This is a genomic window from Methylobacterium sp. W2, assembly GCF_020662345.1.
Taxonomy (GTDB): Bacteria; Pseudomonadota; Alphaproteobacteria; order Rhizobiales; family Beijerinckiaceae; genus Methylobacterium.
On sequence record NZ_VMOA01000004.1, the window covers coordinates 44,069 to 70,585 of the forward strand.

Consider the following 26,517-nt stretch of genomic DNA (forward strand, 5'->3'; position numbering starts at 1 on the left):
GCGTCAGGCCAGGGGACGGCGGCGGGACATGGGCGAGCGATCCGCATCGCCCTCGCCATGGGCGGCGGTTTCATAGGCGGTGACGATGCGGCGAACGAGGTCGTGACGCACGACGTCGACGTCGCGGAAGGTCACCCGGCCGATCCCCTCGACGCCGTCGAGGATGTTCACGGCTTCCACCAAACCGGATTTCTGGCCGGGCGGCAGATCCACCTGACTCGGATCGCCGGTGATGATCATCCGCGAGTTCTCGCCCAGACGCGTGAGGAACATCTTCATCTGCATCGAGGTGGTGTTCTGTGCCTCGTCGAGGAGGACGACCGCGTTCGTCAGGGTCCGCCCGCGCATGAAGGCCAGCGGCGCGATCTCGATGACGCCGGTCTGCAGGCTGCGGTCCACGTGCCGCGCCTCCATGAAGTCGTAGAGCGCATCGTAGATCGGGCGCAGGTAGGGATCGACCTTCTCGCGCATGTCGCCGGGCAAGAAGCCGAGGCGCTCGCCGGCCTCGACGGCCGGGCGCGACAGGATCAGCTTCTCCACATGGCCCTGTTCCAGCAGGGACACCGCGTAGCCCACCGCGAGCCAGGTCTTGCCGGTGCCGGCGGGGCCTTCGGCGAAGACGAGTTCGTGGTTGCGCAGGAGCTTGATGTAGGTGTCCTGGGCCGCGTTCCTGGCCCGGACGGCGCCGCGCTTGCGCGTGGCGATCTGGTCGAAATGCGGACGGTCCGGCTCGGCGCTCACTTCGGCCGAGGGGAAGAGGTTGCCCTGAAGCGTCGTCTCCTGGATCGCGCCGTCCACATCGCCGAGGGTGAGGGCGGTGCCGCTCGCCTTCACGCGGGCATAGAGCCGCTCGAACACCTTGCGCGCCTTCTCCGCAGCATCCGGTGGACCCTTCACAACCAAGTGGTTGCCCAGAGCCGTGGCGGTGACGGCGAGACGCCGCTCGATATGGGCAACATTCTGGTCGTATTGGCCGAAGACGAGGCTCGCGAGCCGGTTGTCGTCGAAGGTCAGGGAGACGTCCACCGTCTCCATGATCTCGCCCATCCGCGCCGCCGGCCCACGCCCGCGCAAGGGCGCCCCCCGTCCAGTCAAACCGTCAGATGCCGGCACGCCGAGGCTCCTTGCTGTGAGTATCGCTAGCGTCGCGAGCGAATTGGGACCGGCAGGACGCAGCCGGCCGATCGCCCGGGATGGGGATGCAGTTCCGTGGCATGCGCGCCCTCAAGCGGCCGCCGCCTCGTCGGTGACGGCTTCGCCGAACAGGCTGTTCGAGCCGGCGCGGACCACGCGCACGGGCAGGACGGTACCGATGGTGGCGGCCGGGGCATCGAACTGGACGGGCAGGAGATGCGGCGTCTTGCCGGCGACCTGTCCCGGATGGCGGCCGGCCTTCTCCACCAACACCTCGACCACATGGCCTACGGCGGATGCGTTGAAGGCGTGGCGCTGGGCATCGAGCAACGCCTGGAGGGCTGCGAGGCGCTCGGACTTCACGGCCTCGGGCACGGCGTCCTCCCGTTCGGCGGCCGGCGTACCGGGGCGCGGGCTGTACTTGAACGAATAGGCCGACGCGAAGCCGATCTCGGCCACGAGTCGCATCGTCTCCTCGAACTCCACATCGGTCTCGCCGGGAAACCCGACGATGAAATCAGAGGACAGGGCGATGTCCGGCCGGACCCGGCGAACGCGCTCGATGAGCCGGCGATACTCGTCGCTCGTATGCTTGCGGTTCATCGCCTGAAGCACGCGGGTGGAGCCCGACTGAACCGGCAGGTGCAGATAGGGCATCAAGGCGGCGATCTCCCCATGCGCCCGGATCAGGTCGTCGGCCATGTCGTTGGGGTGGCTGGTGGTATAGCGCAGGCGCAGGAGGCCGGGAATCGCCTCAAGAGTGCGCATCAGCGCGGGAAGCGTCACCGGAACGCCATCGGCACCGGCCCCGTGATAGGCGTTGACGTTCTGCCCGATCAGCGTGAGCTCGCGGGCTCCGCCCCGAACGAGTTTGCGCGCTTCGTCCAGGATCGCGTCCACGGAGCGCGAGACTTCGGCGCCGCGGGTATAGGGGACAACGCAGAAGGCGCAGAACTTGTCGCAGCCTTCCTGCACGGTCAGGAACGAAGAGACCGCGGCCGTCCGCCGGACGGGCAGGTGGTCGAACTTGTCCTCGACGGGAAACTCCGTGTCGACCACGCGCGCCGATGCGGAACGGGTGAGGAGATCGGGCAGGCGATGATAATTCTGCGGGCCGACGACCACGTCGACCGAGGGCGCCCGCGCCAGGATCTCCTTGCCTTCGGCCTGTGCGACGCAGCCGGCCACCACGATCCGGGTGTCGAGGCCAGCCTCGGCCCGGGCCGTTTTCAGAACGCGCAGGCGCCCGAGTTCGGAATAGACCTTGTCGGCGGCCTTCTCGCGGATGTGACAGGTGTTGAGGACGACGACATCCGCCTCCTCGACGCTCTCCGTGGCGGCATAGCCCTGGCTCGCGAGCAGGTCCGACATGCGGCCCGCATCGTAGGCGTTCATCTGACAGCCGTAGGATTTGACGAAGGCTTTCTTCAACGCGGTCGTTCCAGCACCGTATAAACCCCGGACATCGCCTGGACGTCCCCTGTTGTGGGCGGTGCTAGCACGTTTCACCCGGCCCGTCGCTTCCTTGCGACACTACGCACGTGGCCGAGGGGGCTCAGGCCGCGATGTCGGAGGTGGTGAGCGTTGCGGCGACGGGCTCTGCGGCGCGAGGCTCCGCTGCCCCGCTCTCCCATCGGCCCGTTACGGAAGCCTGCATCGCCCTGCGCACCGAGGCTTCGGCCATGGCGGTGGCGCGCTTGCGGTCGGTGCCGGCCTCGAAAGCGATGGGATCACCCCAGACCACGTGCACGTCGATCGGCCCCTCCCGGAGGAAGACCGCGAGATGCGGCGCGAGCTCCATGTCGCCGTACCAGGCAATGCCCGGCCGCTCGGACCGGACCACGGGCAGGCCGTTGCGGCGCGGATAGGTGAGGGCCAGGGGCTGGAGCCGCACCCTGTCGCGGGTGCCACCCTCGGCATCGATAGCGGCACGGGCCGCCCCCACGAGGGAGGAGCGGAACGGCAGCAGCCGTGTTCCGTCCCCCGTCGTGCCTTCGGCGAAGAGGACGATGAGGTCGCCGTCGGTCAACCGACTCGCCACCGTGGCGTTGACACTGGCGGTGGCGGCACGGCGCGCCCGGTCGATGAAGACGGTGCGCTGAAGCCGGGCCAGGGTTCCCACCACGGGCCAGCCGGAAATCTCCGATTTCGCCACGAAGGACAGCGGCCGCAGGGATCCGAGCACGACGATATCGAGCCACGAGATGTGGTTGGACAGGACGAGGGCCGGCTCTCCCAAGGCGGGGGGTGTACCGCTCTGGGTCACCCTCACCGAGAAGAGAGCCAGGAACACTCGGTGGAAATAGGTCGGCGTATGGGCGGCAATGCGCCCCCGCCCGAATCTCAGGCTGAGGAGATGCGGACCGACCAGCACCCCGAAGGAGAGGACGCAGATCAGGAGCCGGAAGACGGTGCCGAGACGTGTCATCGTCCGCCGCCGGTCACGAATCGCGGCTCACGACAGGGAGGCCGTCATGGTGAAGGCGGTGGCGCGGCTGCCATCCGGGCGGGCATAATACCCGGTCCGCTCGCCGACCTGCTTGAACCCGTGCCGGGCATAGAGCTTCAGGGCGGCGGCGTTGCCCTCGTCGACTTCGAGATGGACGTTGCGCACCCCGCTCAGCGCGAGATGTCCGAGATGCTCGCGTACGAGCTTGTGGCTCAGGCCGCCACCACGCACGGCAGGCGCCAGGACGACGGTGAGAATCTCGGCCTCGTCGGCGACGCGGCGCGAGAGGATAAAGCCCTGGATCGCACCGGCGCGCCACAAGGCGTGGGCCTCGGTGGAGCGCTCGCACAGCATCCGCTCGAATTCATGGGAGTCCCACGGCCGCGCGAAGGCGGTGGCATGGAGGCGGGCGAGAGCGGCGGCGGCGGAGGAATCGCGCAGGGGCGCGACATAGGGCTCGCCGCCCCAGGCGTCCCACCAGGCCAGCCACCAATCGAGAGCCCAGAGCGGAGAGACGGGACGAATCATCGACGGGCCAGCCTCGCGTGATCCTGGGGAGTGGCGTCCGGTCCGCGCAGATAGAGGGGGCGCGCCAGGGCTTGAGCGGGGTCGGCCAGCATGCCGAGGGAGGCGATCCAGGCGATCTGCGGCGGCCCGGCATCGCTGACCGTCACGGCGATGCCGCGGGATCTGAGCAGGCTCGCCAAAGCGGGCGCTCCGGACCCGACGAGGGTGACGGTGTCGCGGCCAACGTGATCGGCCGCTTCCTCCAGGCGCAGCAAGCTCGGAGGTACGACGATGCCTTCGGCCATGTTCATGGCCTGAAAATACACCGAGCCGTGCCGGGCATCGATCGCGGCTGCGATCAGGCCCTGGCCGTTCGTGGCGAGGAGCGGCGCCAGGAGCGCGGACAGGGTAGTGACGCCGACGACGGAGATCTGTGACGCGAGGCCAACGGCCCGGGCGGCCGACAGGCCGACGCGCAGACCGGTATAGCTCCCGGGACCGACGGTGACGGCGACCCGGTCGAGGCTCTCGAACCCGCCCTCCACCCGCGCCATCACGCGTTCGAGCATGGGAAGCAGCGCTTCGGCATGGCCACGGGCCAGCGTCATGGATTCTTCGGCGAGGAGATCGTCGGAGAGATCCGTCGCGATGCAGACGGAGCAGGCGTCGAGCGCCGTGTCGATAGCCAGGATACGCAACGTCACTCCAGATCGGGATGCCCGTCGGGCGCGCGAGTTTACGACGGAAAAAGCCGCCCCGTCAGTGCGGGGCGGCCTCGAAAGAGACGAAGGACGCAGGGTGTTGCGCGCTTGCGACGGCGGTCAGACCGCCTGGACCTCACGCACCTCGGGGAGGAAGTGCTTGAACAGGTTCTGCACCCCGTGCCGGAGGGTGGCCGTAGAGGACGGGCAGCCGGAACAGGCCCCCTTCATTTCGAGGTAAACCACGCCCTCCTTGAAGCCGCGGAACGTGATGTCGCCGCCATCGCTGGCCACGGCCGGACGCACGCGGGTCTCGAGGAGATCCTTGATGGTAACGACGGTGTCGTGGTCCGCCTCGTCGTAGAACTCTTCCGCATCGTCGCCGCCGAGGACGACGCCTTCGGCCAGGACCGGGGCGCCCGACTGGAAATGCTCCATGATCGCACCGAGGATCGCGGGCTTCACCTGCGGCCAGCCATGCTCGTTCTCGATCTTCGTGACCGAGATGAAGTCGTGGCCGAAATACACGCCCGCGACGCCGGGCACGTCGAACAGGCGCTGCGCCAGGGGAGAGCGCGCGGCGGCGTTGGCATCGCGCGCCTCGAAGGTCGATTCGGGCAGGACCACGCGGCCGGGCAGGAACTTCAGGGTGGCGGGGTTCGGGGTGGCTTCGGTCTGGATGAACATGGCTTTGATGTATCCTCGTCCGCTGCGCCGGTTCAAGGCCGGCCGGGAAGGGCGGCGGGAATGGCCCGCGCCTCCGTATTCATGTGGACCGCGCGCGGAGTTTTCTCAACCTGCGTGCGCCCGGAGGCAAGCCCGACGACATGCTTTGGCTGCGTGGGGATGTCGACAAGCGTCGATGCTTCCTGTATGGCCCGCGGCAACTCAAAACAGGATGCCGAAATCCTGACGCACGCATTCCCCTCCTGGGATCGCGGGCGCGCACCGGCAGGAACTTGACCATGAACATCATCCAGCAGCTCGAGCAGGAGCAGATCGCTGCGCTCGGCAAGACCATTCCCGACTTCCAGCCCGGCGACACGGTGACCGTGAACGTCAAGGTGAAGGAAGGCGAGCGTACCCGCGTGCAGGCCTATGAAGGCGTGTGCATCGCGCGCTCCGGTGGCGGCCTCAACGAGAGCTTCACCGTCCGCAAGATTTCCTACGGCGAGGGCGTCGAGCGCGTCTTCCCGGTCTACTCGCCGATGATCGATTCGATCGCCGTCGTGCGTCGCGGCAAGGTCCGTCGCGCCAAGCTGTACTACTTGCGCGACCGTCGCGGTAAGTCGGCCCGTATCGTCGAGCGCGCCGACCGCCCCGCCGAGAAGGCCGCCAAGGCCGATGCCTCGAAGGCCAACAAGGACGCCCGCAAGGCCGAGAAGGCCGCAAAGTCCGCTGCCAAGACCGCTGCAGAGTGACTGCTGCCGAGTAAGCTGTCCGGCACGACTCTTTAGAATTACGAGAGGCCGGGCATTGCCCGGCCTTTTTCGTTGGCGGATAGACGCCGCATCGGCGTCTATCCCAAAGCACGCTTGCATCCCAAAGCAGGCTTGCATGCCGAGACATGCTCGACCCGCCCCATCGTTGGTCGCAAAATCTACGAGGACGGATTGGCCGGCACGAGAATCATTTCCATCCGCCCGCCACGGGGGAAGGGGATCATTTTCATCTCCTGCTGCGGCGCGGGGCTCAACATCCGCGACGGGTCATAGCGCTGGTCGATCGCATGAGTGGCGTCGATATCCTGATGCCGCTGTTGAACGCCGGGCTTTCCCGACGTCTGTGCCACCGCCGCCGAGGAGGCTGTCGCGAGAACGAGCACGGCCGCTAGTGCTATATTTTTGTACAACATGATTTTCCTTAGTGCATGTTTCAGCTACATAAGGATCAACGGGTGGCCAACAATGCCTAATCCTAAGTCAATCAGCCTAGTCTATGAACAGGGTGCGGTGTCACACGGGCCAAGAGGACATGCCCGACATTGCGTTCGGAGGGGTGGATTAACCGCCCGATGCGATCCGAACGCAACCCTTTTGGAGCAAAACGAAGCAGACCGTCGGTAAAATATTAGTACATAGCCTGACAAATCGAAATTCTACTTCGGGTATCGACCACGACAAGTATCAATAAAGATCGGCATCATCTTACAAATACGAACATGCCGCTTGTGTCCGAGCGATGAGAGGACGTCTTCGTAAACATCCGCTCGAGCTGGAGCCCCTCCCCGTCATAGCCTGAGGCGGCGATCGGCGCCGTCTCGGAGGTGGGGTCGGCTTCATCAGTGCCCCGTAACGGGCGCATCGAAGGTCGGGGCTGCCGATCGAACGAGGACGCCCGGCCCCCTTCACACCCCTATCCCCTCCGCAGGGCTTCAAGCACCTTGCCGCCCGGCCGCCCGGTCTGAGGCATGCCGAGCTTGCGCTCGATGGCCTTGATCGCGTCGCGGGTCTTGGCGCCGACCTTGCCGTCCGGCTCGCCGACATCATAGCCCTGAGCCGCCAGTCGGGTCTGAAGGTCACGGCGCTCGACGCGCGACAGGGGCGGATCGTCTGTCGGCCATTCCGCCTGGACGCCTGAGCGGCCGCGCAGGCGGTCGGACAGCACCGCGATAGCGAGACCATAGGATTCGGCGGCGTTGTAGGAATAGAGCGCGTCGAAATTCCGGGTCACCAGGAAGGCCGGACCGTTGATGCCGGCCGGGAGCAGGATGCCGGCAGGGCCGTCGCCGGAGAGCGGACGCCCATCGATCCGGGTGACGCCCATGGAGGCCCAATGCGCCACGGCGTGCTTGTTCTTGCGGCCGGCGGCCCCGGCATTGAAGCCCTTCGGCACCCGAACCTCGTAGCCCCAGGGCTGGCCGTTCGACCATTTGGCCACGCGCAGGAAGTTGGCGGTGGAGGCCACCGCGTCGGGCACCGAATCCACGAGATCGCGGCGCCCGTCGCCATCGCCGTCGACAGCGAGGCGCTGGTAGGTGGTGGGCATGAACTGGGTCTGACCGAAGGCGCCGGCCCATGATCCCGTGAGGCGGGACGGATCGATATCGCCGCGCTCGATGATCTTCAGGGTCGCCATCATCTCACCCTTGAAGAAACCGGCGCGGCGGTGGTTCGAGCAGATCAGGGTGGCGAAGGACTGCACCAGCGGCATCTTGCCGAGATTCTTGCCGAAATTCGATTCCACACCCCAGACGGCGGCGATGGTGTAGCGGTCGACGCCGTAACGCGCCTCGGCATTGGCGAGGGCCTGGGCGTGCTGCTTCATCGCCGCCTTGCCGTCATCCACGCGCTCCTCGTCGACGAGGGCGGCCATGTAGTCCCAGATCGGCGTCTTAAACTCGGGCTGCGCCTGGGACAGTTCGATGACCTTGTCGTCGAAGGCGATGCCGTCGGTCGCCGCGCGGAAGGTCTGGGCCGAGATCCCCTGCGAGGCCGCCTCGGCCTGAAGCGAGGCGAGGCAGGAGCGGAAATCGGCCTTGGCCGGAACGGACGCTACCGCACTCGCAAGGCAGAGGAGGGCGGTCAGCTTCGCGCGCGACGTCATGGGCGGTCTCCCGGCGGGTTTCGGCGTTTCCCCACCTTTAAGCCGCGCGCATGGTAAACGAACCGTGATGATGTCGGCCCTCAGGCAAATCCGCGCGCGGCGAGCTTCTCCTCGTAGGCGTCGATCTTGGGCGCGCGCATGAGGGTCAGGCCGATCTCGTCGAGCCCGTTGAGCAGGCTTTCCTTGCGCCCGGCATCGATGTCGAAATGCAGGGTGCCGCCATCCGGCCCCTTGATGGTCTGGCTCTCCAGATCGATCGTCAGGGTGGCGTTGGCGCCGCGCTCGGCATCGTCGAACAGCTTCTCCAGATCTTCCGGAGAGACGATGATGGCGAGGATGCCGTTCTTGGCGCAGTTGTTGAAAAAGATGTCGGCGAAGCTCGTGGAGATGATGCAGCGGATACCGAAATCGGCGAGCGCCCACGGCGCGTGCTCGCGCGAGGAGCCACAGCCGAAATTGTCGCCGGCCACCAGCACCTTGGCGTTGCGATAGGCCGACTGGTTGAGGACGAAATCCGGGTTCTCGGTACCGTCATCGTTGTAGCGCATTTCGGAGAATAGGCCCTTGCCGAGGCCGGTGCGCTTGATCGTCTTGAGATACTGCTTCGGGATGATCCGGTCGGTATCGACGTTGGTGATGCGCATTGGCGCCGCAACGCCGGTGAGGGTGGTGAACTTTTCCATGATGCTTCGCCGTTCGTGAACTGGCCCGTCGCCCGCGCGTATCCGCTTCTCCGGAGAGGCGGGGCGATTACCGGACAATGCTATGTCCGCACCTTACCAGTCGCATCGGCATGCCGAAAGCAGGTGATGCCATCTCGTAGCCGTCACGCAACTTAGCTATGCTTGTCGTCAACGGACAACCGGGATGACGCGATGAACGAGACCGCCAACCAGTTCAAGAAGGCGCCCAAGCGCAAAAAGGAAAAGGCCCGGAGCGTGTCCGTGTCACCGGAAATGCGCCAGGCCTATGCCGATCTGATCAAGGAGCGCGAAGAGCGCGAGGCCTATGCCCAGCACCTGCCCGCCGAGGGCGGCAAGCGCTGAGCACGGTCCTCGGCCTCAGCGCTTCAGGGGACCGGCTTCGATCACGTCTTCCAGCGTGCGGAGCCCGGCGCGGGGGGCGTTGACGAGGCAGGCCATGTTGCCGGGCGGGTGCTGGTTCTTCCACATCTTGGTGTGCGCCTGGGGGATCTTGTCCCACGGGAACACCTCGCTCATGCACGGGTCGATGCGCTGGTCGAGCACGAACTGGTTCGCGGCCGAGGCCTGCTTCAGGTGGGCGAAGTGCGAGCCCTGGATGCGTTTCTGACGCATCCAGACGTAGCGGGCATCGAAGGTGATGTTGAAACCGGTGGTGCCAGCGCAGAACACCACCATGCCGCCGCGCTTCACCACCAGCGCCGAGACCGGGAAGGTCGCCTCGCCGGGATGCTCGAAGACGATGTCGACGTCGTTGCCCTTGCCGGTGATGTCCCAGATCGCCTTGCCGAACTTGCGCGCTTCCTTGGTCCAGGCGTGAAATTCCGGTGAGTTCACCTTCGGCAGCTGGCCCCAGCAATCGAAGTCCTTACGGTTGATGACGCCCTTGGCACCGAGGCTCATCACGTAGTCGCGCTTCGACTCGTCCGAGATCACCGCGATGGCGTTCGCACCGGAGGCCGCGCAAAGCTGGACGCCGAACACGCCGAGACCACCCGAGGCACCCCAGATCAGCACGTTCTGGCCAGGCTTCACCGTGTGGGGAGCGTGGCCGAACAGCATGCGGTAGGCGGTGGCGAGGGTCAGCGTGTAGCAGGCGCCTTCCTCCCAGGTCAGGTGCTGCGGCCGCTTCATCAGCTGGCGCGACTGCACCCGGCAGAATTGCGCGAACGAGCCGTCCGGAGTCTCGTAGCCCCAGATCCGCTGCGAGGGCGAGAACATCGGATCGCCGCCGTTGCACTCCTCGTCGTCGCCGTCGTCGCGGTTACAATGGACGATGACCTCGTCGCCGACCTTCCAGCGCTTCACCTTGGCACCCACGGCCCAGACGATGCCCGAGGCATCCGAGCCGGCGATGTGGTAGTCGGCCTTGTGCACGTCGAAGGGGGAGATCGGCTCGCCCAGGCCGGCCCACACGCCGTTGTAGTTGATGCCGGCGGCCATGACGTAGACCAGCACTTCGTCGTCGCCGATCTCCCAGGTCGGCACCACCTCGACCTGCATCGAGTCCTCCGGCGGCCCGTGACGCTCGCGCCGGATCGTCCAGGCATACATCTTCGCCGGAACATGGCCGAGGGGCGGGATCTCGCCCAACTCGTAGAGGTCCTTGCCCTCGGTCGTATTCAAGGCCGCACTCGCCGACATCTTGGCTCTCCCAATTCTTCTTCTGAGCGACCCTATATCGACGAACCTGAACTGCTCCAAGGCCCCCTAAATGGCCATGACCCGTCACCGTGCCCCTGCGCGGGAGCTGGCAGCCCAGCTGGTTTGTGTATTCATTATTAGATTACTTCGATAACCTGTTCATTGCGGCATATTACGTATCAAAATCAATGATTTACAACGAATTCACCTCTGCTGCGTCGCGTGGCATCCTTTAATTCGCTTGATCCTGGCGTCTAGAATTTTTCGAAACATTCTGAGCCATCAGCCGAGAAGTCGGACCTTCGGCCAGATGACGTACGCTCGAGGCTTGGATAGGGTGCCGCACAATAAGCGCGAGATGGCGCGGCCTTTGGAATCGAGTGGAGTCAGTGGAATGAGCGCGAGTGCGACCGTCGCCGAGGTCAAGCGCGACAAGCCCTGGATCATCCGGACCTATGCCGGCCATTCCAACGCCAAGGAATCGAACGCCCTCTATCGGGGCAACCTCGCCAAGGGTCAGACCGGCCTGTCGGTAGCCTTCGATCTGCCGACCCAGACCGGCTACGACCCCGACCACGAGTTGGCGCGCGGCGAGGTCGGCAAGGTCGGCGTGTCGATTGCGCATCTCGGCGACATGCGGGCGCTGTTCGACCAGATTCCGCTCTCGCAGATGAACACCTCGATGACGATCAACGCCACGGCGCCGTGGCTGCTGTCGCTCTATCTCGCGGTGGCCGAGGAGCAGGGCGTGCCCTTCGCCGGGCTCCAAGGCACGACGCAGAACGACATCATCAAGGAGTACCTGTCGCGCGGCACCTACGTGTTCCCGCCGGCGCCGTCGCTTCGCCTGACCAAGGACGTGATCCTGTTCACGACCAAGGAAGTGCCGAAGTGGAACCCGATGAACGTGTGTTCCTACCACCTGCAGGAGGCCGGCGCGACGCCGGTCCAGGAGCTCTCCTACGCGCTGGCCATCGCCATCGCGGTGCTCGACACCGTGCGGGACGATCCCGATTTCGACGAGGCGAGCTTCGCCGACGTGTTCAGCCGGATCTCGTTCTTCGTAAATGCCGGCATGCGGTTCGTCACCGAGATCTGCAAGATGCGGGCGTTCTCGGAACTCTGGGACGAGATCGCCCAGGAGCGCTACGGCATCACCGACCCGAAGAAGCGCATTTTTCGCTATGGCGTCCAGGTCAACAGCCTCGGCCTGACCGAGCAGCAACCGGAGAATAACGTCCACCGCATCCTGATCGAGATGCTGGCCGTCACCCTGTCGAAGCGGGCGCGCGCCCGCGCGGTCCAGCTTCCGGCCTGGAACGAGGCCCTGGGCCTGCCGCGCCCCTGGGACCAGCAATGGTCCATGCGCATGCAGCAGATCCTCGCCTTCGAGACCGACCTTCTCGAATACGACGACATCTTCGACGGCTCGAAAGTCATCGACGCCAAGGTCGAGTCCCTCAAGGAAGAGACCCGCGCGGCGCTCAAGGAGATCGGCGGCATTGGTGGCGCGGTGGCGGCGGTCGAGACCGGGGCGCTGAAGCGTGCCCTCGTGGAATCCAACGCCAAGCGCATCTCGGCCATTGAGGCCGGCGATCAGGTCGTCGTCGGCGTCAACAAGTTCCAGGCCGGCGAGCCGTCGCCGCTCACGGCCGGGGAGGGCGCCATCTTCACGGTTTCCGAAACGGTGGAAATGGAAGCCGAACAGCGCATCCGGGACTGGCGTGCGAAGCGCGACGGCAAGGCCGTGGAGAAGGCCCTCGACGAACTCGAAGCCGCAGCGCGCTCGGGCGCCAACATCATGCCGGTCTCGATCGCTGCGGCGAAGGCCGGCGTCACCACCGGCGAATGGGGCACGCGCCTGCGCCAAGTCTTCGGCGAATACCGCGCGCCCACCGGCGTCAGCCTCGAGACGATCTCCTCGGGTGCGGCCGAGGATGCCAAGCTTCTCATCGCCGATCTCGGCGAGCGCCTGGGCGAGACGCCCAAGCTCGTCGTCGGCAAGCCCGGTCTCGACGGTCATTCGAACGGCGCCGAGCAGATCGCGCTCCGCGCCCGCGACGTCGGTTTCGACGTGACCTATGACGGCATCCGCCAGACCCCGGCCGAGATCGTGGCGAAGGCCAAGGAAACCGGCGCCCACGTGGTCGGCCTGTCGATTCTGTCCGGCAGTCACGTCCCCCTGGTGCGCGACGTGAAGGCGAAGATGCGGGAGGCGGGGCTCGACCACGTACCCCTCGTCGTCGGCGGCATCATCTCGCCGGAGGACGAACTCGTCCTGAAGAATATGGGCGTCACGGCGGTCTATACGCCCAAGGACTACATCCTCGACACGATCATGATCGGCATCGCGAAGGTGGTGGGTCGCGCCCTCGACAAGCGCGCCGCCGAAAAAGCCGATGCCGCCGCCGGAATCGGCGGCTCCTCCGTCAGGAGTGGTGGCGAGACGGTATTCTAGCGCCGCATATCCCTGTTAGATTCGGGAGAGGGTGCCGGCGAAACGGGTGGAGGAGAGGTGCCGTTCCCGAAGACAGGGCACTTCTCTCCCGCGGTGAGGCGAAGTACGGCGTCCGTACGACCGGTCGACACCAGCGGAACCTCACACGACAATGCCCTTTGCGCCGCTCGTCGCCGTACCGCTGGCCGCCGGCCTCAGCGCGGTCCTGATCGTCCTTCTGAAACCGCTGCTGCAGCGATACGCGCTTGCGCGGCCGATCGCTCGGTCGAGCCATACCGTCCCGACGCCCCAGGGGGCGGGCATTGCCATCGTGCTTGCCATCCTCGCTGCCTGCGGGCTCCTTGCATCGCTGACACCGCCGATGCCGGACGCGATGGAGGCGCTCGTCCTCGCTCATGCGACGCTGATCCTCGCCGTGGTCGGCGCCGTGGACGACATCCGTCCGCTGCCGGCCTCCCTCCGCCTCGGTCTTCAGACGCTCGTCGTCGCCGGTCTTGTCCTGTCCGTGGATGGCCGGCTGCTTCCGGATGTCCCGCTCGCCGCCGAACGGGCTTTCGCGGTCCTGGCCGGCGTATGGTTCGTGAACCTGACGAACTTCATGGACGGGCTCGACTGGATGACGGTCTCCGCCATGGTGCCCGTCACCGGCGCGCTCATGCTCTTCGGGCTCATCGGCGGTCTGCCGCCGCTGCCGACCCTCGTGGCTGCATCCCTGCTCGGTGCACTGATCGGATTCGCGCCGTTCAACCGCCCGGTGGCCCGCCTGTTCCTGGGCGATGTCGGCTCCTTGCCCATCGGCCTCCTCGTAGCGTGGCTTCTGTATCGGTTGAGCCTGCAGGGCGGACTGGCGGCTGCCATCCTGCTTCCGCTCTACTACCTCGCTGATGCCACGCTGACGCTGGTGCGCCGTGCCGCAAAGGGCGAGCCGGTCTGGCAGGCGCATCGCAGCCACTACTACCAGCGCGCCACCGCGAATGGCTTCTCGGTGATGCAGGTCGTCACCCGGGTCTTCCTCCTCGACATCGCCCTGGCGGTCCTGGCGGGGGCGACCTTGCTTTGGCCGTCCTGGCTCGTCACGGTCGCGGCGATGGGGGCGGGAACGGCCCTCGTCGCCCTGGTCCTGCAACAGTTCTCGACGATGCGAAGAGGAAATGCCCCTTGAGCGGAAATGTCATCGCGCTCACCGGTGCCACCGGCTTCATTGGCCGCCATCTGCTGCGCTCGCTGTCCGACGACGGATATCGGGTCCGGGTACTGCTGCGCCGCCCGGTCGAGTTGCCACCCGGCGCCAGCGGGGCCGTGGTCGGGGATTTGAGCCGTCCCATGAACATGGCGGCGGCGTTGTCCGGCGTCGACGCCATCGTCCATTCCGCCGGCCTCGCCCATGCCATGTCCGGCACGCCGGAGGACGATTACCGTTCTTCGAACATCGACGCGACGCGACGTCTCGCCGAAGCCGCCGCCAAGGCGCGGGTCGGGCGCTTCGTGTTTCTCTCCTCGATCAGGGCGCAGACCGGAATCAGCGCGCCCGGCCCCGTCACCGAAGACGACCGGCCACATCCCACCGATGCCTATGGCCGCTCGAAACTCGCCGCCGAGGAAGCTTTGGCCGAGATTGGGATAGACTGGGCCGCCCTGCGCCCGGTCCTCGTCTACGGGGCGGGCGTGAAGGGCAACATGGCCGCGCTCCTGCGGCTCGCACGCACGCCCTATCCGCTGCCGCTCGCGAGCCTGACGGGACGTCGGTCGCTGATCTCGGTGGAGAACCTGTCGGCGGCCATCGTCACGGTGCTGCGCCATCAGGGGCCGCTCGGCCGTCCCCTGGTGGCCGCCGAACCTGACGCGCTCAGCTTGCCCGAGATGATCGCGGCGTTGAGGGCCGGTCTCGGCCGGCGCGCCGGCCTCATCCCGTGTCCATCGAGCCTGTTCGGCCTCGCCTGCCGTGTAACGGGTCGGAGGGAGGTCTTCGAGCGCCTGTCGGGCGACCTCGTGGCGCGTGCCGACGGGCTTTCGGCGCTGGGCTGGTCACCTACGCTGACATCCTCCGAAGGTCTCGCGGCCCTCGCCCGCATGGAGAATGCTGGCTAAGCGGGTACGGTCACCGGGTTAGGCTTCGGCCCGGGGACGCATTTCGGCCGGTTGCGATAATCCGGGATGGCGGTCTCGAACACCAGATCGGCAGCGGCCCTGTCATGGGTCTCCACCGCCCGCTTCAGCGCCGCGATCCAGGCTTCCAGCACGGACCTGTCGGCGAAGACGGGCTTGGCCGCCATGACGCCGTCGATCCCGTCGAGGGCGACACGCGGCTCTTCGCGGGCGAACAGGATCTCATTCAGGCGCTCTCCCGGCCGTGAACCGGTGAAAACCAATTCGATATCCTCGCCCGGCTCGAACCCGGCAAGGCGGATCATCCGCTCGGCGAGGTCGAGGATCCGCACGGGCTGGCCCATCTTCAGCACGTAGACCGCCGCGCGCTGGTCGGATTCTGGGGTGGTCAGGGAGAGGGAGCGTCCCTCGCGGTCACCGTGGGAGGCGGCGGTGAGAACGAGGTCGGCGGCTTCTCGCACGGTCATGAAGTAGCGAACCATCTCCGCATCAGTGACGGTGACCGGGCCGCCCCGCGCAATCTGCGCCTTGAACACCGGAACCACCGACCCCACCGAGCCCAGTACGTTGCCGAACCGCACGGCGATCAGCCGGGTCGGCTTCTCCTGCGGAGCGGCGGCCTGCTCGGCATCGAGAGCCTGAGCCACCATCTCGGCCAGACGCTTGGTGACGCCGAGTTGGGAGACCGGCTCAATCGCCTTGTCGGTGGAGATCATCACCATGGCGCGGGCGCGAGCCGCGACCGTCGCATCCGCCACGTTGATGGAACCGAGGACGTTGGTCTTGATGCCCTCGGACCAGTCCCGCTCCAGATACGGCACCTGCTTCAGGGCGGCAGCATGGAACACGTAATCCGGCCGGAAGGCGGCGAAGACGCCGTGCAGGCGTTCCCGGTCGCGGATGTCGCACAAGGCGCCGGTCACGTCCGCTGCCGCAATGGCGGGCTGGCTCAGGATGCCATGGAGGGCCGGCTCCGAATTCTCCACGACCAGGATCGATGCGGCACCGAAGGCGACGGCCCGGGCAACGATCTCTGAACCAATCGAACCACCGCCGCCGGTGACGATGACGCGCGTTCCCTTCAGAAAGCGCTCCAGACGCGGCCGATCGATGGAGACGGTAGGCCGAAGGAGCAGGTCCTCGATCTCCAGGGGCGCCAGTTCGGCATCGCGCATCCCCTCGCCGAGACTGGTGACCCGCGAGAGCGGAACGCCGAGGCGCCGGGCGCGGGCGATCAGGTCGTCGGGTCCGGCCTCGGGCGTCAGGGCGTTGGGCACGGCCACGAGACGCCGCACGGGGGTTCCCTCGGCAGAGAAATTCGCGACGACGCGTTCGAGATCCGAAAATCCACCCAGCACGGGGATTCCGCGCATGATCTGGCCGGTCTCGTTAATACGTGGCGACAGGATTCCCTTGGGGGAAAGCCGCCGCACAGAGCCCGCTTCGATGGCGCGGAGGAGGAGTTCGATATCCCTGCCGCGTCCCAGCAGCAGCGTCGGGGTCGTGGCGCTACGAGCCTGGCTCTGCCGCGAACGAGAGTATTTCAGGTAGCGAAAGGCGAGTCGGGTGCCGCCCAGCAGGAAGATCTGCAGCACCCAGTACAGGGCGATGGCGATCTTCCCGAAGAAGTAAAAGCCGTACAAGCTCGCGGAAACGAGTACGTAATCGACCACGAGGAGCGTCAGGGCGAGCACGCTCGCGGCCTTCACGATTCCCGCGAGGTCGGGAAGCGAGGCGAAACGCCACTTGGTTCGGTAGAGCTTGAACCAGCTGTAGATCAGCGCAGCGAAGGCGACGAAAGGCGGCAGAAGAATCGGGAGCGCGTGCAAACGCTCGGTGAGCAACTCACCGTTGAACCGAAAGACGAAGGTGAGGGTCACGGCCAGGACGGTCGCCACGCAATCGTGGACCACCATCACCGCCGACTTATAGATACGCTGCTGCATGGGCTCCGGGCCGGGCGCGGTATCGGCGACGGGATGCCTCTCTGTCAACGCGTCCACGGACAGCGAGGCAGCCCATCAGGTCAGGGACTGTACCGCCCGCCTAACCGCATCGTCGGTTTCGTCGAGGTCCGGCGCGTCGATGCGCCGATACCAGGCCTGGATGAGGCCGAACACGCCGAAAGCGAGATGCCCCGCCGCGACGATTCCCAGGAGAGCCGCGCCGTAGGTCTGAGACCGAAGGGCGGAGAAGGCGCCTGCGAGTCCCTTCACCTCCGAAGAGGCCTGGTACCACGCGGCAACCATCACGAAGCTACCGATGATGACGAACGCGATCCCGCGCGCAGCATAGCCGAACTGGCCAAGCGGCTTGACCCATCGGCAATGGGCTTCGTCGAGGGCGAGCCGGTCCGTGACATCACCCTTCCAGGCCTTCACGAGGAAGGCGATTCCTCCGCCGATGATCCCCAGGCCGATCAGGCCAACCAGCCACGGGCCGAAGGGCTTCGCCAGGAGCCAAGCGGTCCAATCCTGCAATCCGTCGCCGCCACCGGCGCGTCGCCCAAGGCCGAGGGCGAGGCTCGCCGCCGTGATGCCGAGGCCGACGGCGACGATGCCGCTGCCGAAATGCGCCAGTCGAACGGCGAGCCCTTTTGCCGAGGTGCCATGACGATCGGCGTCGGTGATAGATTCGACGAAGCGCCAGGTCGCGAAGCCGAACAGACCCAAAGCGATGAGGCCGACGAGGATCGCCCCGAACGGGCCGAGGAAGACCCAGCGGATCGCGCTTTCGCTGTCGCCCGCCCGACCGCCCTGACCCAGCGCAGCGAGAAGCGCCAGCCCGCCGACGATGCAGTAGACGATGCCCCTGGCACCGAACCCCATGCGCGCGAAACGCTCGATGGTATTGCGGCCCAGTCGCTTCACGAGGAGACCTTCACGATGGCATGCTTCGGAGACGGCTCGTTGTGCCGCGCCATCCCCAACGCCGGTGGGCCCGGACGGCTCCGGCATGGCCCTCACTTCATTGCCGACACAAGATCCGCTCGTCCTATTCGTTGGACCGCGTCGTCTTGCCGGCGAGGGCCACATAGAATCCCAGGCCGTCGCCAGCGGGAAGGGTCTGAAGCCGGTCGACAATGCCCTTGCGCTTCGCGTCGAGCAGCAGCCGCCCAACAGGCTGGAACAGGGTCTCGCCGCCCCCCTCCGGCGGGGGATCGAAGCGGATCGCCACCGTCTTGCTTTTGCCGAAGCGGCTGCGTTCGAGCATGTCGTTCAGGGATGCTTCGGCCGTTGGACGGTTCGTCCCGCGCAAGTCGAGAACGGATTCCGCATCAGTGACTCCCAGAGAACCGCGCAGCTTGTCGGCGTAGAAATCTTCAAAGTGGGGCAAGGGCGGGACCTGACGCGGCGAGGGCGATGGGAGGCTCAGAGGGGCAGTCCGGTATAGAGGGCGCCGACTGGCACGGCGCCACCGAGTTCGGGAAGAACGAGACTGTCGTCGCGATACAGGGCCTCCACCGTCCAACTCCCCGCCTCGGTCCGGCGCCAGGCCTCGACCCTGACCTCGTCCTGGGAAACGATCAGGAAGGTCCGCAGGCTCGGCACGGAACGGTAGAAATCAGTCTTGCGGCCGCGATCGAGACTCATCGTGCTGGGGGACAAGACCTCGGCCACAAGCAGGGTGTCGCTGGCATAGCCGTCCGGGCCGAGCGGGCCGCAGGTCACCACGATGTCGGGAATCGGCGCGAAATCGTCGACGGCGGCGCTGAGCACGCCGAGGCCGGGAAGCGCATTGCAGCCCCAACCTTCGGCGAATTCGTCGAGGCGTCTGATCAGGTTGGAGACGATGCGCTGGTGGCGCGCGGAGGGCGGCGACATCAGCAGGGGTATGCCGTCGATCAGTTCCCAGCGCTCCTCGTCGGGCCGGGGCTCGGCCCAGGGGCGGAACTCGGAGACGGTCATGCGGGTATCGCGGCGCGCGGCGACGGCCATGGCAGGGGCTCCCGATCGGATGCGGGATGGTAGCATCCCGCCGGGGGCCTGCAACATCCGTGCAGAGCGAGCCGCTATGCAGTCGTGCTCTGACAGCATCCCGGGTTCCGCAGCGCGGCCTCGGGACAGACGTGGCTTCGGTCCTCGCCGATCGTGGCCCGACGCTTGACATCAAGCAGAGGGCACGGAGCGCGGGGAGTACGATCCCGCGCTCCGTTCGTCGACTCAGCTCTGAACGAGGACGTTCCGGAACTGCCAGGGGTCGGTCTCGTCGATGTTTTCCGGGAACAGACCCGGACGGCCGGTGAGCGGCGTCCAGTCGGTGTACACGCCGACCACGGGGCCGAGATACGGCATCTGCACTTCGAGGCAGCGGCGGAAATCCATCTCGTCGGCCTCGACGATGCCGGCCTCGGGGTTCTCCAAGGCCCAGACCATGCCCGCGAGCACGGCCGAGGTCACCTGAAGGCCGGTGGCGTTCTGGTACGGCGCGATGCGGCGCGTCTCCTCGATGGAGAGCTGCGAGCCGAACCAATAGGCGTTCTTCTCGTGACCGTAGAGGAGCACGCCGAGCTCATCGATCCCGTCGACGATCTCGTTCTCGTCCAGGATGTGGTGCTTCTCCTGCACCGCGGCCGCCTTACCGAACATCTCGTGGAGCGAGAGCACGGCGTCGTTGCAGGGGTGGTAAGCGTAGTGACAGGTCGGGCGGTAGGCGGCGCGCTCGCCCTCCAGCACCGTGTAATAATCGGAGATCGACACGGCCTCGTTATGGGTCACGAGGAAGCCGAACTGGCCCTGGGCGGTCGGCGTCCAGGACCGTACGCGGGTGTCGGCACCGGGCTGGAGCAGGTAGATCGCGCAACGCGAGCCCTTCTCCTGATCGCGGGCATTGTCCGGGCGCCAGGTCTCATGGGTACCCCAGCCGAGCTCGGCCGGCTGATTGCCCTCGGAGACGAAGCCTTCCACCGACCAGGTGTTGACGAAGACGCCCATGGGCTTCGGGCCCTTGGCACGCTGGGTGTCGCGTTCGGCGATATGGATGCCCTTGACGCCAACTTCGCGCATGAGGGCGGCCCACTCGTCGCGGGTCTTCGGCTCCGGCGTGGTCAGGCCGAGATCGGAGGCGACGTTGAGGAGCCCCTGCTTCACGAACCACGAGACCATGCCGGGATTGGCGCCGCAGCACGAGACGGCGGTGGTGCCGCCGGGATTGGCGGACCGCGCGTCGAGGATGTCCTGGCGCAGGGCGTAGTTGGTGCGATCACCCTGGCTCTTGGACTTGTCGAAGTAGAAGCCGGGCCAGGGCTCGGCGACGGTATCGATGTAGAAGGCGCCGAGCTCACGGCACAATTCCATGATGGCGCGGGAATAGGTGTCCACCGAGACGTTCACGCAGAAGCCCTGGCCGCCGCCCTCGGTGAGGAGGGGGGTCAGGATCTCGCGGTAATTGTCCTTGGTGAGCGCCACCTGCTCGAAGCGCAGGCCGTGCTGGTCGGCAAGAGACTTATGGGCGTCCGAGGGCTCGACCACGGTGAAGCGCGTCTTGTCGTATTCGAAATGGCGCTCGATGAGCGGCAGGGTGCCGCGACCGATCGAGCCGAAGCCGATCATCACGATAGGACCGCTGATGCGGCCGTGGACGGGCCAAGTGGTGACGGCTTCGGTCATGCGGGCATTCCTTCTTCTCGGCCCCGCTCGAACTCAACGAGCGAGGCACGTCCTTAGTCGGCGGAAATGACGGTCAGGCGACGGGCTAGTGGCGGGTTGAGGGCGCGCGGTCAACCATATCGCTGCCTCCCGCCTCATGGACCACGAGTGGCCCAACCGAAAAGACCGTTAACATGGAGTTACGCCGACGCATGAATCATACGCGGGTCGGCTTCCCGATGGACGCCGTTGCGAACGGTACGCACCGCGCCGATATTGCAATGCAACAAATATGGTATCGACACGTTCAAGGGACGGGAAACGCCAGAACGCCATATGACGGAGTTCCGATGTTATCCTTGTTTATCGCCAACACCCCCGCGCCGGCCGAAGAGCCGATCGATCGCGATCCGGGCGTCATCACCCTCGCTGCGGCCCTGATCCGCGCCGTGCGCCGCCAGCACGATGCAGCTTTCCGCCGCCGTTGCGATCAGGCGACGACCACGACCGCCGTCTAGCGCTCATGCAGCCTGTCGTCGTGCACCCAATCTCTCCGAACAGGCAGCCTCTTCGAGGGTGCCTGAAGCGGAGAGAATGCCGGTGGCCCCATCCAGCGCCCCTCTGCGGAGATTGAGCCCGAGGAACCGGGCCCGTTCGAACGGACCGGGCATCGACAGCCCGGTCATGAGATCACCGGAAAAACCGAAGCGGGCATAATACGGCGCATCGCCGATCAGGACGATGGCGCCGTGACCGAGGGCACGTGCCCTGCCGATCGAGGCCCACATCAGGGTGCTGCCCAGGCCGTGGCCCTGAAGCAAGGGATCGACGGAGAGCGGCCCCAACAGCAGGGCAGGCCGACCGGGCCCCGCCTCCACGTGCCACAGACGAACGGTACCGACAACACGGCCGCTCAGTTCAGCGGTCAGTGACAGACCGTTGGCGGGCATGCGTCCCTCGCGCAGACGCTCGGACGTCTTGAGGAATCGCCCCGGGCCGAAGCAGGTATCGAGCAGTTGCTCCCGTGCCGATAGATCGGTCGGCCGTTCGTCACGAATTTCGATCAAGGCCGTGCCCTTTCCCAGGTCCTGCCGGGTAACCCGACTGACGTAACGGCGTGCGGTTCTGCGCCGGGGATGGGCGACGGAACCGTCCGCGTCCGCTGCCGAACGGCCGTGAAGCCGTTCGGCCGACGATTATATCGCGGTCAGATGACGTATTGCTGAAGAGGCGGGAAGCCGTTGAACGCCACCGCCGCATAGGTGGTGGTGTAGGCCCCGGCCCCTTCGATCAGCACCTTGTCGCCGATGGAAAGCGAGACGGGGAGCGGGTAGGGCACCTTCTCGTAGAGCACATCGGCGGAATCGCAGGTCGGCCCGGCGAGCACGCAGGGAGACATGCGATCCTCGTCGTGCTCGGTACGGATCGCGTAGCGGATCGACTCGTCCATGGTCTCGGCGAGACCACCAAACTTGCCGATATCGAGGTAGACCCAGCGGATCTCGTCCTCGGCATCGGACTTCTTAGAGACTAGGATCACCTCGGCCTCGATCATGCCGGCATTGCCGACCATGCCGCGGCCCGGCTCGATGATGGTCTCCGGCAGCTGGTTGCCGAAATGCTTGGTGAGCGCGCGGAAGATCGCGTCGCCGTAGGATTCGACCCCCGGAACGGCCTTAAGATACTTGGTGGGGAAACCGCCGCCGAGATTGACCATGGACAGGGTGATGCCCCGATCCGCACATTCGCGGAAGATCGTGGAGGCGGAGGCGAGCGCACCGTCCCAGGCTTCGGTGTTGCCCTGCTGCGAGCCCACATGGAACGACACGCCATAGGCGTGCAGGCCCTGGCGGCAGGCATGCTCCAGCACGTCGACGGCCATCTCCGGCACGCAGCCGAACTTGCGCGACAGCGGCCATTCGGCTCCGGCGCCGTCGCACAGGATGCGGCAGAACACCTGGACCTCGCCGGCTTCGATCCCGACCGCATCGGCCGCGCGAGAGATCTTCTCGACTTCGGCTTCGCAATCGACGGCGAACAGGCGCACGCCGAGCTTGAGTGCGCGGCCGATACAGCGCTCCTTCTTGATGGTGTTGCCGAAGGAGATCCGGTCGGCGGTGGCTCCCGAGGCGAGCGCCATTTCCACCTCGACCACGGAAGCCGTGTCGAAGCAGGAGCCCATCTCGGCGAGCAGGCGCAGCACTTCCGGAGCCGGGTTCGCCTTGACCGCGTAGAAGACGCGGGTATCGGGCAGCGCGCGGGCGAAGGCGGTGAAGTTGTCGCGCACGACATCGAGGTCGAGCACCATCACCGGGCCTTCGTCCTGGCCCATGTCACGGCGAGCGCGCAGAAAATCGCGGATACGATCGGTCATGGTCGTTCCAACCCACAGGTTCGCAAGCGCCCGGTCGCGGGGCGCGCTGTCGAAATCAGGACGGCGATCAGCCGTCCGGCGTCTGGGGGCGATGCGACGCGACAGGCGGCGTGCTTTGGAGACACGTCGTCGACCGCGGGCGCATCAACACCCGGAAGCTGCCGTGGATTGGAAGGGGGATCCCCACCGCACGCCGGGCAAAGAGAAACAAGCCTCTTCGGTGCCGGCCTTTGGAGGGCCGACGAGACCAAAAAAGCCCGTTCGTCGTTGCTTTAAGCTGCGTCCCCCGTGGAGAGCGGGGTTCGCCGGTTTCGCCTCCGGCTGCCGGTTGTTGTCGGGGTCCGGTGTTGCCACCTGGATGCCGGCCGGAGGGAATCCACCCTGTCGACCATCGATCCTTTAAGACCCCTGGCGGCTGTCCGGCAGTTGGCCGGATGCCCACCAACCGACACGCGGCCACAGGCACGTGCGAAATTGGGCAAGGCGCGTATACGTCTCATGCGCCTCCGCAACAAGGAAAAACGGTCCCGAGCCCGCAAAAAACCGGCCGTTCCCCGCCATTGTGACCGCGAAGGCTCACACGAGTTCGGAGGCCCTTTCCAATGCGTGACGAACGGGTCATTGAGCAGGCGGTTTTCATGCTGATCGAACCAGTCCAGTCCACCGCCTCATCCTGAGGTGCCGGAGCGTCGTGGAGGCCTCGAAGGAGGGCTCCAGCACGCATGGCGGCCTCTGGAGGGCTCCTTCGAGGCCCGCCGAGGCGGGCACTTCAGGATGAGGTGGTTGGATGGGACCGTGCGGGGAAGCCCGATCGTCCCTCACCACCGACCAGAGCCGCAGGATCATGACCGAGCCCACCCGCCGCGCGCTTCTCACTGCGATCGCCGCCCTGTCCGTCGCCGGCACCGCATCGACGGCGCAGGAAGGGCGCGCACCCAAACCCTTCGATTTCGAGGAGGTCGAGCGTCGCGCCGGAGAGCTTGCCAAGGTCGCCTACGATGCCCGCGTGCCGACTCTGCCGGCGCCCATCGCCAAACTCGATTACGATGCCTGGCGTGACATCCGCTTCCGACCGGACAAGGCCTTTCTCGGGGGCGAAGGCAGTCCGTTCCGGCTGCAGCTCTTCCATGTCGGCTTTCTCTATACGCGGCCCGTCACCGTGAACCTCGTGCGGCGCGGCATCGCGACGCCGATCGCCTATCAGTCGAGCCTGTTCGACATGGGACGGACGAAGCTCGACAAGCCGCTCCCGGTCGATCTCGGCTTCGCCGGCCTCCGCTTCCATAGCTACCTCAACAAGCCAAACCTGCTCGACGAACTCATCGTCTTCCTCGGTGCTAGTTATTACCGCTTCCTCGGCCGCGATCAGCTCTACGGTCTGTCGGCGCGGGGCCTCGCCCTCAATGTTGAGGGGGACGGTGCTCCGGAGGAATTCCCGGTCTTCCGCGAGTTCTGGGTGACGATGCCGGAGACGAACGCCGATGCCCTGCTGGTCCACGCCCTGCTGGACAGCCCCTCGGTGACCGGCGCTTTCGCCTTCACCGTGAAGCCCGGCGATGAGACCAGCGTCGCCGTGCGCTCGACGTTGTTCCCGAGGGTCGCGCTCCCCTCCGTCGGGCTCGCGCCGCTGACCTCGATGTTCTTCATCGGCGAGAACGACCGGCATCACTCCGACGATTACCGGTCGGAGCTCCACGATTCCGACGGGCTCCAGATCGCGGCCGGATCGGGCGAATGGCTTTGGCGCCCCCTGGACAATCCGAAGGCGCGACGCATCTCGTCCTTCGTCGATCGCGATCCCAAGGGGTTCGGCCTGATGCAGCGCGACCGTGCCTTCGAATCCTATCAGGATCTGGAAGCCTCCTACGACCGGAGGCCAAGCTATTTTGTGGAGCCCGAGGGCGGCTGGGGCGAGGGCGCCGTCACCCTGATGGAATTGCCCACCGACACCGAGGTCAACGACAACATCGTCGCCTATTGGCGTCCAAAGCAGCCCTATCCGGCGGGCGAACCGGTTCGGCTGTCCTACCGCGTGCGTGCCCTGAGTTCGGGGACTGACCTGCATCCGGGGGCGCGCGTGGTGAACACCTTCCTGGCAGCAACGAGCGCCAGCGGCGCCGCCAAGGAGGAGGAGCCGAAAGGTGCGTTGAGCCGACGCTTCCTCGTCGATTTCGCCGGTGGCGAATTGCCTTACTACCTGCCCGACCCGAGCAAGGTGGAGGTCATTGCCGGCGCGTCGCGAGGGCGGATTACCGCGACGTCGCTTACCCCTAACCCGCATACGGGCGGGCTGCGCGCGGCGATCGACGTCACCCTCGACACGGCGGACCCATCAACCGACCTGCGCGCTTTCCTGCGTGCCGGGGGCCGCACCCTCTCGGAGACCTGGCTCTATCCCTGGACCGCAGCGTGAGCGCCCTGGCCCGCAAGAGATCGACGGTCACCCCGGTCACGATCCGCCCGGCGACGCTGGGTGACCTCGACGCCCTGGTCGCCCTCGAACACGCCGCTTTCTCGGGAGACCGCGCGGAGAGGAGGGCGATCCGCCACGCCATCGGCTCTCCGTCGATGTCGCTGCTGGTGGCACTCGATGCCGAGGACAAGTCCATCCTGGTGGCGGCGGCGACGCTGGAGCGCCGCAAGGGAAGCCGAAGCTGCCGGCTTTCGTCCATCGCGGTGTCCCCGGGGCGCGCCGGCCAGGGGCTCGGCGGCATCATGCTGGACGCAGCGGAGGCCGATGCAAAAGCGCAGGGCTGCACGATGCTGCGGTTGGAGGTGAGGGCCGATAACGGCGCTGGCATCCGCCTCTACGAGCGCCATGGCTATGCGCGCTTCGCCGTCCTCGAAGGCTACTACGAGGACGGCATGGAAGCGTGGCGCTACGAGAAGGCCTTGTAGTTGGGCGTCACGGGCACCGACGATGTGCCTTCCTAGAAAGTCGTTCCGAGCCACATGGCGGGGCTCGGAACGACCGGCAATGGTTCGGTGTCACATCTGGGACGGCGAACGGTCCTGTGGCGGATCAGTCGCAGGATTCGCGGGTCACTGTCTTGCGGTCGCCTTCTTCGTTCTCGCGGGTCACCGATTTCACCCGGCAGCCGTCGCGCGTCTCACGGGTCTCGACGGTGCGGGTTTCGGATTCCGGCCGCTCGATGATGACGCGCTCGGGCACCTCACGTTCGATGATCGTGGTCTGGGCCTGGACCGCCGAGGCGCCGAAGAGGGTCAGCAGCGCGGCGGTGGTGAGGATCGATTGACGCATGGACATCTCCTTCGAAACCATGCGCCCCAACGACGGGGCGAGCTGGA

26 protein-coding genes are annotated in these 26,517 nt (G+C 66.2%); 8 read left to right on the plus strand and 18 right to left on the minus strand.

The window, feature by feature from the left end:
* Positions 1-3 precede the first annotated feature (3 nt).
* From FPV16_RS03300 to FPV16_RS03325, 6 genes are all read right to left on the minus strand, one after another.
* Complete coding sequence (locus FPV16_RS03300) at positions 4-1,047, minus strand: PhoH family protein (RefSeq protein WP_227436224.1); 1,044 nt, start codon at positions 1,045-1,047, stop codon at positions 4-6.
* A gap of 177 nt (positions 1,048-1,224) precedes the next feature.
* Positions 1,225-2,565, minus strand: coding sequence for a tRNA (N6-isopentenyl adenosine(37)-C2)-methylthiotransferase MiaB (gene miaB, locus FPV16_RS03305; RefSeq protein ID WP_227436076.1), 1,341 nt, complete (start codon positions 2,563-2,565; stop codon positions 1,225-1,227).
* A 124-nt stretch (positions 2,566-2,689) separates the two neighbouring features.
* Complete coding sequence (locus FPV16_RS03310) at positions 2,690-3,562, minus strand: lysophospholipid acyltransferase family protein (protein ID WP_227436077.1); 873 nt, start codon at positions 3,560-3,562, stop codon at positions 2,690-2,692.
* 27 nt (positions 3,563-3,589) lie between these two features.
* Positions 3,590-4,111 (minus strand): GNAT family N-acetyltransferase, encoded by a 522-nt coding sequence (locus FPV16_RS03315; protein WP_227436078.1) that lies wholly within the window; start codon positions 4,109-4,111, stop codon positions 3,590-3,592.
* Positions 4,108-4,788 carry a tRNA (adenosine(37)-N6)-threonylcarbamoyltransferase complex dimerization subunit type 1 TsaB gene (gene tsaB, locus FPV16_RS03320; RefSeq protein ID WP_227436079.1) on the minus strand — a complete coding sequence of 227 codons (681 nt, stop codon included), beginning with the start codon at positions 4,786-4,788 and terminating at the stop codon, positions 4,108-4,110. Before tsaB ends, FPV16_RS03315 begins: the two co-directional genes overlap by 4 nt.
* Positions 4,789-4,911: 123 nt before the next feature.
* Complete coding sequence (locus FPV16_RS03325) at positions 4,912-5,478, minus strand: NifU family protein (RefSeq protein WP_227436080.1); 567 nt, start codon at positions 5,476-5,478, stop codon at positions 4,912-4,914.
* 278 nt (positions 5,479-5,756) lie between these two features.
* Between FPV16_RS03325 and rplS the strand changes: the two genes are divergently transcribed.
* Positions 5,757-6,212 (plus strand): 50S ribosomal protein L19, encoded by a 456-nt coding sequence (gene rplS, locus FPV16_RS03330; RefSeq protein WP_018042354.1) that lies wholly within the window; start codon positions 5,757-5,759, stop codon positions 6,210-6,212.
* Positions 6,213-6,391: 179 nt separating this feature from the next.
* Here rplS and FPV16_RS03335 read toward each other — a convergent pair whose 3' ends face one another.
* From FPV16_RS03335 to leuD, 3 genes are all read right to left on the minus strand, one after another.
* A complete protein-coding gene (locus FPV16_RS03335; RefSeq protein WP_227436082.1) occupies positions 6,392-6,646 on the minus strand; it encodes a hypothetical protein in 255 nt (84 codons plus the stop codon).
* 500 nt (positions 6,647-7,146) lie between these two features.
* The gene (locus FPV16_RS03340; protein WP_227436084.1) at positions 7,147-8,337 is read right to left on the minus strand and encodes a lytic murein transglycosylase; all 1,191 of its coding nucleotides are present in this window, start codon (positions 8,335-8,337) and stop codon (positions 7,147-7,149) included.
* 80 nt (positions 8,338-8,417) lie between these two features.
* Positions 8,418-9,020: a 3-isopropylmalate dehydratase small subunit gene (leuD, locus tag FPV16_RS03345; protein ID WP_227436085.1), complete on the minus strand. Its 603-nt coding sequence runs from the start codon at positions 9,018-9,020 to the stop codon at positions 8,418-8,420.
* 192 nt (positions 9,021-9,212) lie between these two features.
* On the opposite strand from leuD, the gene FPV16_RS03350 reads away from it, so the two are divergent.
* On the plus strand, positions 9,213-9,383 hold the full coding sequence (locus FPV16_RS03350) for a hypothetical protein (protein WP_187273293.1): 171 nt from the start codon (positions 9,213-9,215) through the stop codon (positions 9,381-9,383).
* Between the two features lie 15 nt (positions 9,384-9,398).
* Here FPV16_RS03350 and ccrA read toward each other — a convergent pair whose 3' ends face one another.
* Positions 9,399-10,682, minus strand: coding sequence for a crotonyl-CoA carboxylase/reductase (gene ccrA / locus FPV16_RS03355; protein ID WP_227436088.1), 1,284 nt, complete (start codon positions 10,680-10,682; stop codon positions 9,399-9,401).
* Positions 10,683-11,076: 394 nt separating this feature from the next.
* Here ccrA and FPV16_RS03360 point away from each other — a divergent pair, with 394 nt between their 5' ends.
* The 3 genes from FPV16_RS03360 (at position 11,077) to FPV16_RS03370 (ending at position 15,228) form a co-directional block, all read left to right on the plus strand.
* Positions 11,077-13,140: a protein meaA gene (locus FPV16_RS03360; RefSeq protein WP_413629164.1), complete on the plus strand. Its 2,064-nt coding sequence runs from the start codon at positions 11,077-11,079 to the stop codon at positions 13,138-13,140.
* Positions 13,141-13,291: 151 nt separating this feature from the next.
* Complete coding sequence (locus FPV16_RS03365) at positions 13,292-14,302, plus strand: MraY family glycosyltransferase (protein ID WP_227436090.1); 1,011 nt, start codon at positions 13,292-13,294, stop codon at positions 14,300-14,302.
* Entirely contained in the window at positions 14,299-15,228 is a 930-nt protein-coding gene (locus FPV16_RS03370) for an NAD-dependent epimerase/dehydratase family protein (RefSeq protein ID WP_227436092.1), read from the plus strand. The genes FPV16_RS03365 and FPV16_RS03370 overlap by 4 nt, the downstream gene beginning before the upstream one ends.
* Here the strand turns inward: FPV16_RS03370 and FPV16_RS03375 are convergent.
* The 5 genes from FPV16_RS03375 to FPV16_RS03395 form a co-directional block, all read right to left on the minus strand.
* Positions 15,225-17,192 carry an SDR family NAD(P)-dependent oxidoreductase gene (locus FPV16_RS03375; protein ID WP_227436094.1) on the minus strand — a complete coding sequence of 656 codons (1,968 nt, stop codon included), beginning with the start codon at positions 17,190-17,192 and terminating at the stop codon, positions 15,225-15,227. The genes FPV16_RS03370 and FPV16_RS03375 overlap by 4 nt on opposite strands.
* Positions 17,193-17,267: 75 nt before the next feature.
* Positions 17,268-18,116, minus strand: coding sequence for a DUF1206 domain-containing protein (locus FPV16_RS03380; RefSeq protein ID WP_227436096.1), 849 nt, complete (start codon positions 18,114-18,116; stop codon positions 17,268-17,270).
* A 124-nt stretch (positions 18,117-18,240) separates the two neighbouring features.
* Positions 18,241-18,582 (minus strand): hypothetical protein, encoded by a 342-nt coding sequence (locus FPV16_RS03385; RefSeq protein WP_227436097.1) that lies wholly within the window; start codon positions 18,580-18,582, stop codon positions 18,241-18,243.
* Between the two features lie 35 nt (positions 18,583-18,617).
* Positions 18,618-19,184, minus strand: a complete 567-nt coding sequence (locus FPV16_RS03390) for a Uma2 family endonuclease (protein ID WP_227436098.1) — start codon at positions 19,182-19,184, stop codon at positions 18,618-18,620.
* Between the two features lie 225 nt (positions 19,185-19,409).
* Positions 19,410-20,855 (minus strand): homospermidine synthase, encoded by a 1,446-nt coding sequence (locus FPV16_RS03395; protein ID WP_227436099.1) that lies wholly within the window; start codon positions 20,853-20,855, stop codon positions 19,410-19,412.
* 329 nt (positions 20,856-21,184) lie between these two features.
* Between FPV16_RS03395 and FPV16_RS03400 the strand changes: the two genes are divergently transcribed.
* Positions 21,185-21,352, plus strand: a complete 168-nt coding sequence (locus tag FPV16_RS03400) for a hypothetical protein (RefSeq protein ID WP_227436100.1) — start codon at positions 21,185-21,187, stop codon at positions 21,350-21,352.
* A gap of 3 nt (positions 21,353-21,355) precedes the next feature.
* Here the strand turns inward: FPV16_RS03400 and FPV16_RS03405 are convergent, their stop codons facing one another.
* Positions 21,356-21,901: a GNAT family N-acetyltransferase gene (locus FPV16_RS03405; RefSeq protein WP_227436101.1), complete on the minus strand. Its 546-nt coding sequence runs from the start codon at positions 21,899-21,901 to the stop codon at positions 21,356-21,358.
* Positions 21,902-22,041: 140 nt separating this feature from the next.
* Positions 22,042-23,208: a type III PLP-dependent enzyme gene (locus FPV16_RS03410; protein ID WP_227436102.1), complete on the minus strand. Its 1,167-nt coding sequence runs from the start codon at positions 23,206-23,208 to the stop codon at positions 22,042-22,044.
* Between the two features lie 844 nt (positions 23,209-24,052).
* Between FPV16_RS03410 and FPV16_RS03415 the strand changes: the two genes are divergently transcribed.
* Together FPV16_RS03415 and FPV16_RS03420 are read left to right on the plus strand one after the other, a co-directional pair.
* Positions 24,053-25,621: a glucan biosynthesis protein gene (locus FPV16_RS03415; RefSeq protein ID WP_227436103.1), complete on the plus strand. Its 1,569-nt coding sequence runs from the start codon at positions 24,053-24,055 to the stop codon at positions 25,619-25,621.
* Entirely contained in the window at positions 25,618-26,106 is a 489-nt protein-coding gene (locus FPV16_RS03420) for a GNAT family N-acetyltransferase (protein ID WP_227436104.1), read from the plus strand. The genes FPV16_RS03415 and FPV16_RS03420 overlap by 4 nt, the downstream gene beginning before the upstream one ends.
* A 124-nt stretch (positions 26,107-26,230) precedes the next feature.
* Here the strand turns inward: FPV16_RS03420 and FPV16_RS03425 are convergent, their stop codons facing one another.
* Positions 26,231-26,470: a hypothetical protein gene (locus FPV16_RS03425; RefSeq protein ID WP_227436107.1), complete on the minus strand. Its 240-nt coding sequence runs from the start codon at positions 26,468-26,470 to the stop codon at positions 26,231-26,233.
* Positions 26,471-26,517 lie beyond the last annotated feature (47 nt).

Coding starts and splice junctions, on each gene's coding strand:
- FPV16_RS03300 (WP_227436224.1), bottom strand. CDS start 1,047: ATGGGCGAGATCATGGAGACGGTGGACGTCTCCCTGACCTTCGACGAC.
- FPV16_RS03310 (WP_227436077.1), bottom strand. CDS start 3,562: ATGACACGTCTCGGCACCGTCTTCCGGCTCCTGATCTGCGTCCTCTCC.
- FPV16_RS03315 (WP_227436078.1), bottom strand. CDS start 4,111: ATGATTCGTCCCGTCTCTCCGCTCTGGGCTCTCGATTGGTGGCTGGCC.
- FPV16_RS03325 (WP_227436080.1), bottom strand. CDS start 5,478: ATGTTCATCCAGACCGAAGCCACCCCGAACCCCGCCACCCTGAAGTTC.
- rplS (WP_018042354.1), top strand. CDS start 5,757: ATGAACATCATCCAGCAGCTCGAGCAGGAGCAGATCGCTGCGCTCGGC.
- FPV16_RS03335 (WP_227436082.1), bottom strand. CDS start 6,646: ATGTTGTACAAAAATATAGCACTAGCGGCCGTGCTCGTTCTCGCGACA.
- FPV16_RS03340 (WP_227436084.1), bottom strand. CDS start 8,337: ATGACGTCGCGCGCGAAGCTGACCGCCCTCCTCTGCCTTGCGAGTGCG.
- leuD (WP_227436085.1), bottom strand. CDS start 9,020: ATGGAAAAGTTCACCACCCTCACCGGCGTTGCGGCGCCAATGCGCATC.
- FPV16_RS03350 (WP_187273293.1), top strand. CDS start 9,213: ATGAACGAGACCGCCAACCAGTTCAAGAAGGCGCCCAAGCGCAAAAAG.
- ccrA (WP_227436088.1), bottom strand. CDS start 10,682: ATGTCGGCGAGTGCGGCCTTGAATACGACCGAGGGCAAGGACCTCTAC.
- FPV16_RS03360 (WP_413629164.1), top strand. CDS start 11,077: ATGAGCGCGAGTGCGACCGTCGCCGAGGTCAAGCGCGACAAGCCCTGG.
- FPV16_RS03365 (WP_227436090.1), top strand. CDS start 13,292: ATGCCCTTTGCGCCGCTCGTCGCCGTACCGCTGGCCGCCGGCCTCAGC.
- FPV16_RS03375 (WP_227436094.1), bottom strand. CDS start 17,192: ATGCAGCAGCGTATCTATAAGTCGGCGGTGATGGTGGTCCACGATTGC.
- FPV16_RS03390 (WP_227436098.1), bottom strand. CDS start 19,184: ATGGCCGTCGCCGCGCGCCGCGATACCCGCATGACCGTCTCCGAGTTC.
- FPV16_RS03395 (WP_227436099.1), bottom strand. CDS start 20,855: ATGACCGAAGCCGTCACCACTTGGCCCGTCCACGGCCGCATCAGCGGT.
- FPV16_RS03400 (WP_227436100.1), top strand. CDS start 21,185: ATGTTATCCTTGTTTATCGCCAACACCCCCGCGCCGGCCGAAGAGCCG.
- FPV16_RS03410 (WP_227436102.1), bottom strand. CDS start 23,208: ATGACCGATCGTATCCGCGATTTTCTGCGCGCTCGCCGTGACATGGGC.
- FPV16_RS03415 (WP_227436103.1), top strand. CDS start 24,053: ATGACCGAGCCCACCCGCCGCGCGCTTCTCACTGCGATCGCCGCCCTG.
- FPV16_RS03425 (WP_227436107.1), bottom strand. CDS start 26,470: ATGCGTCAATCGATCCTCACCACCGCCGCGCTGCTGACCCTCTTCGGC.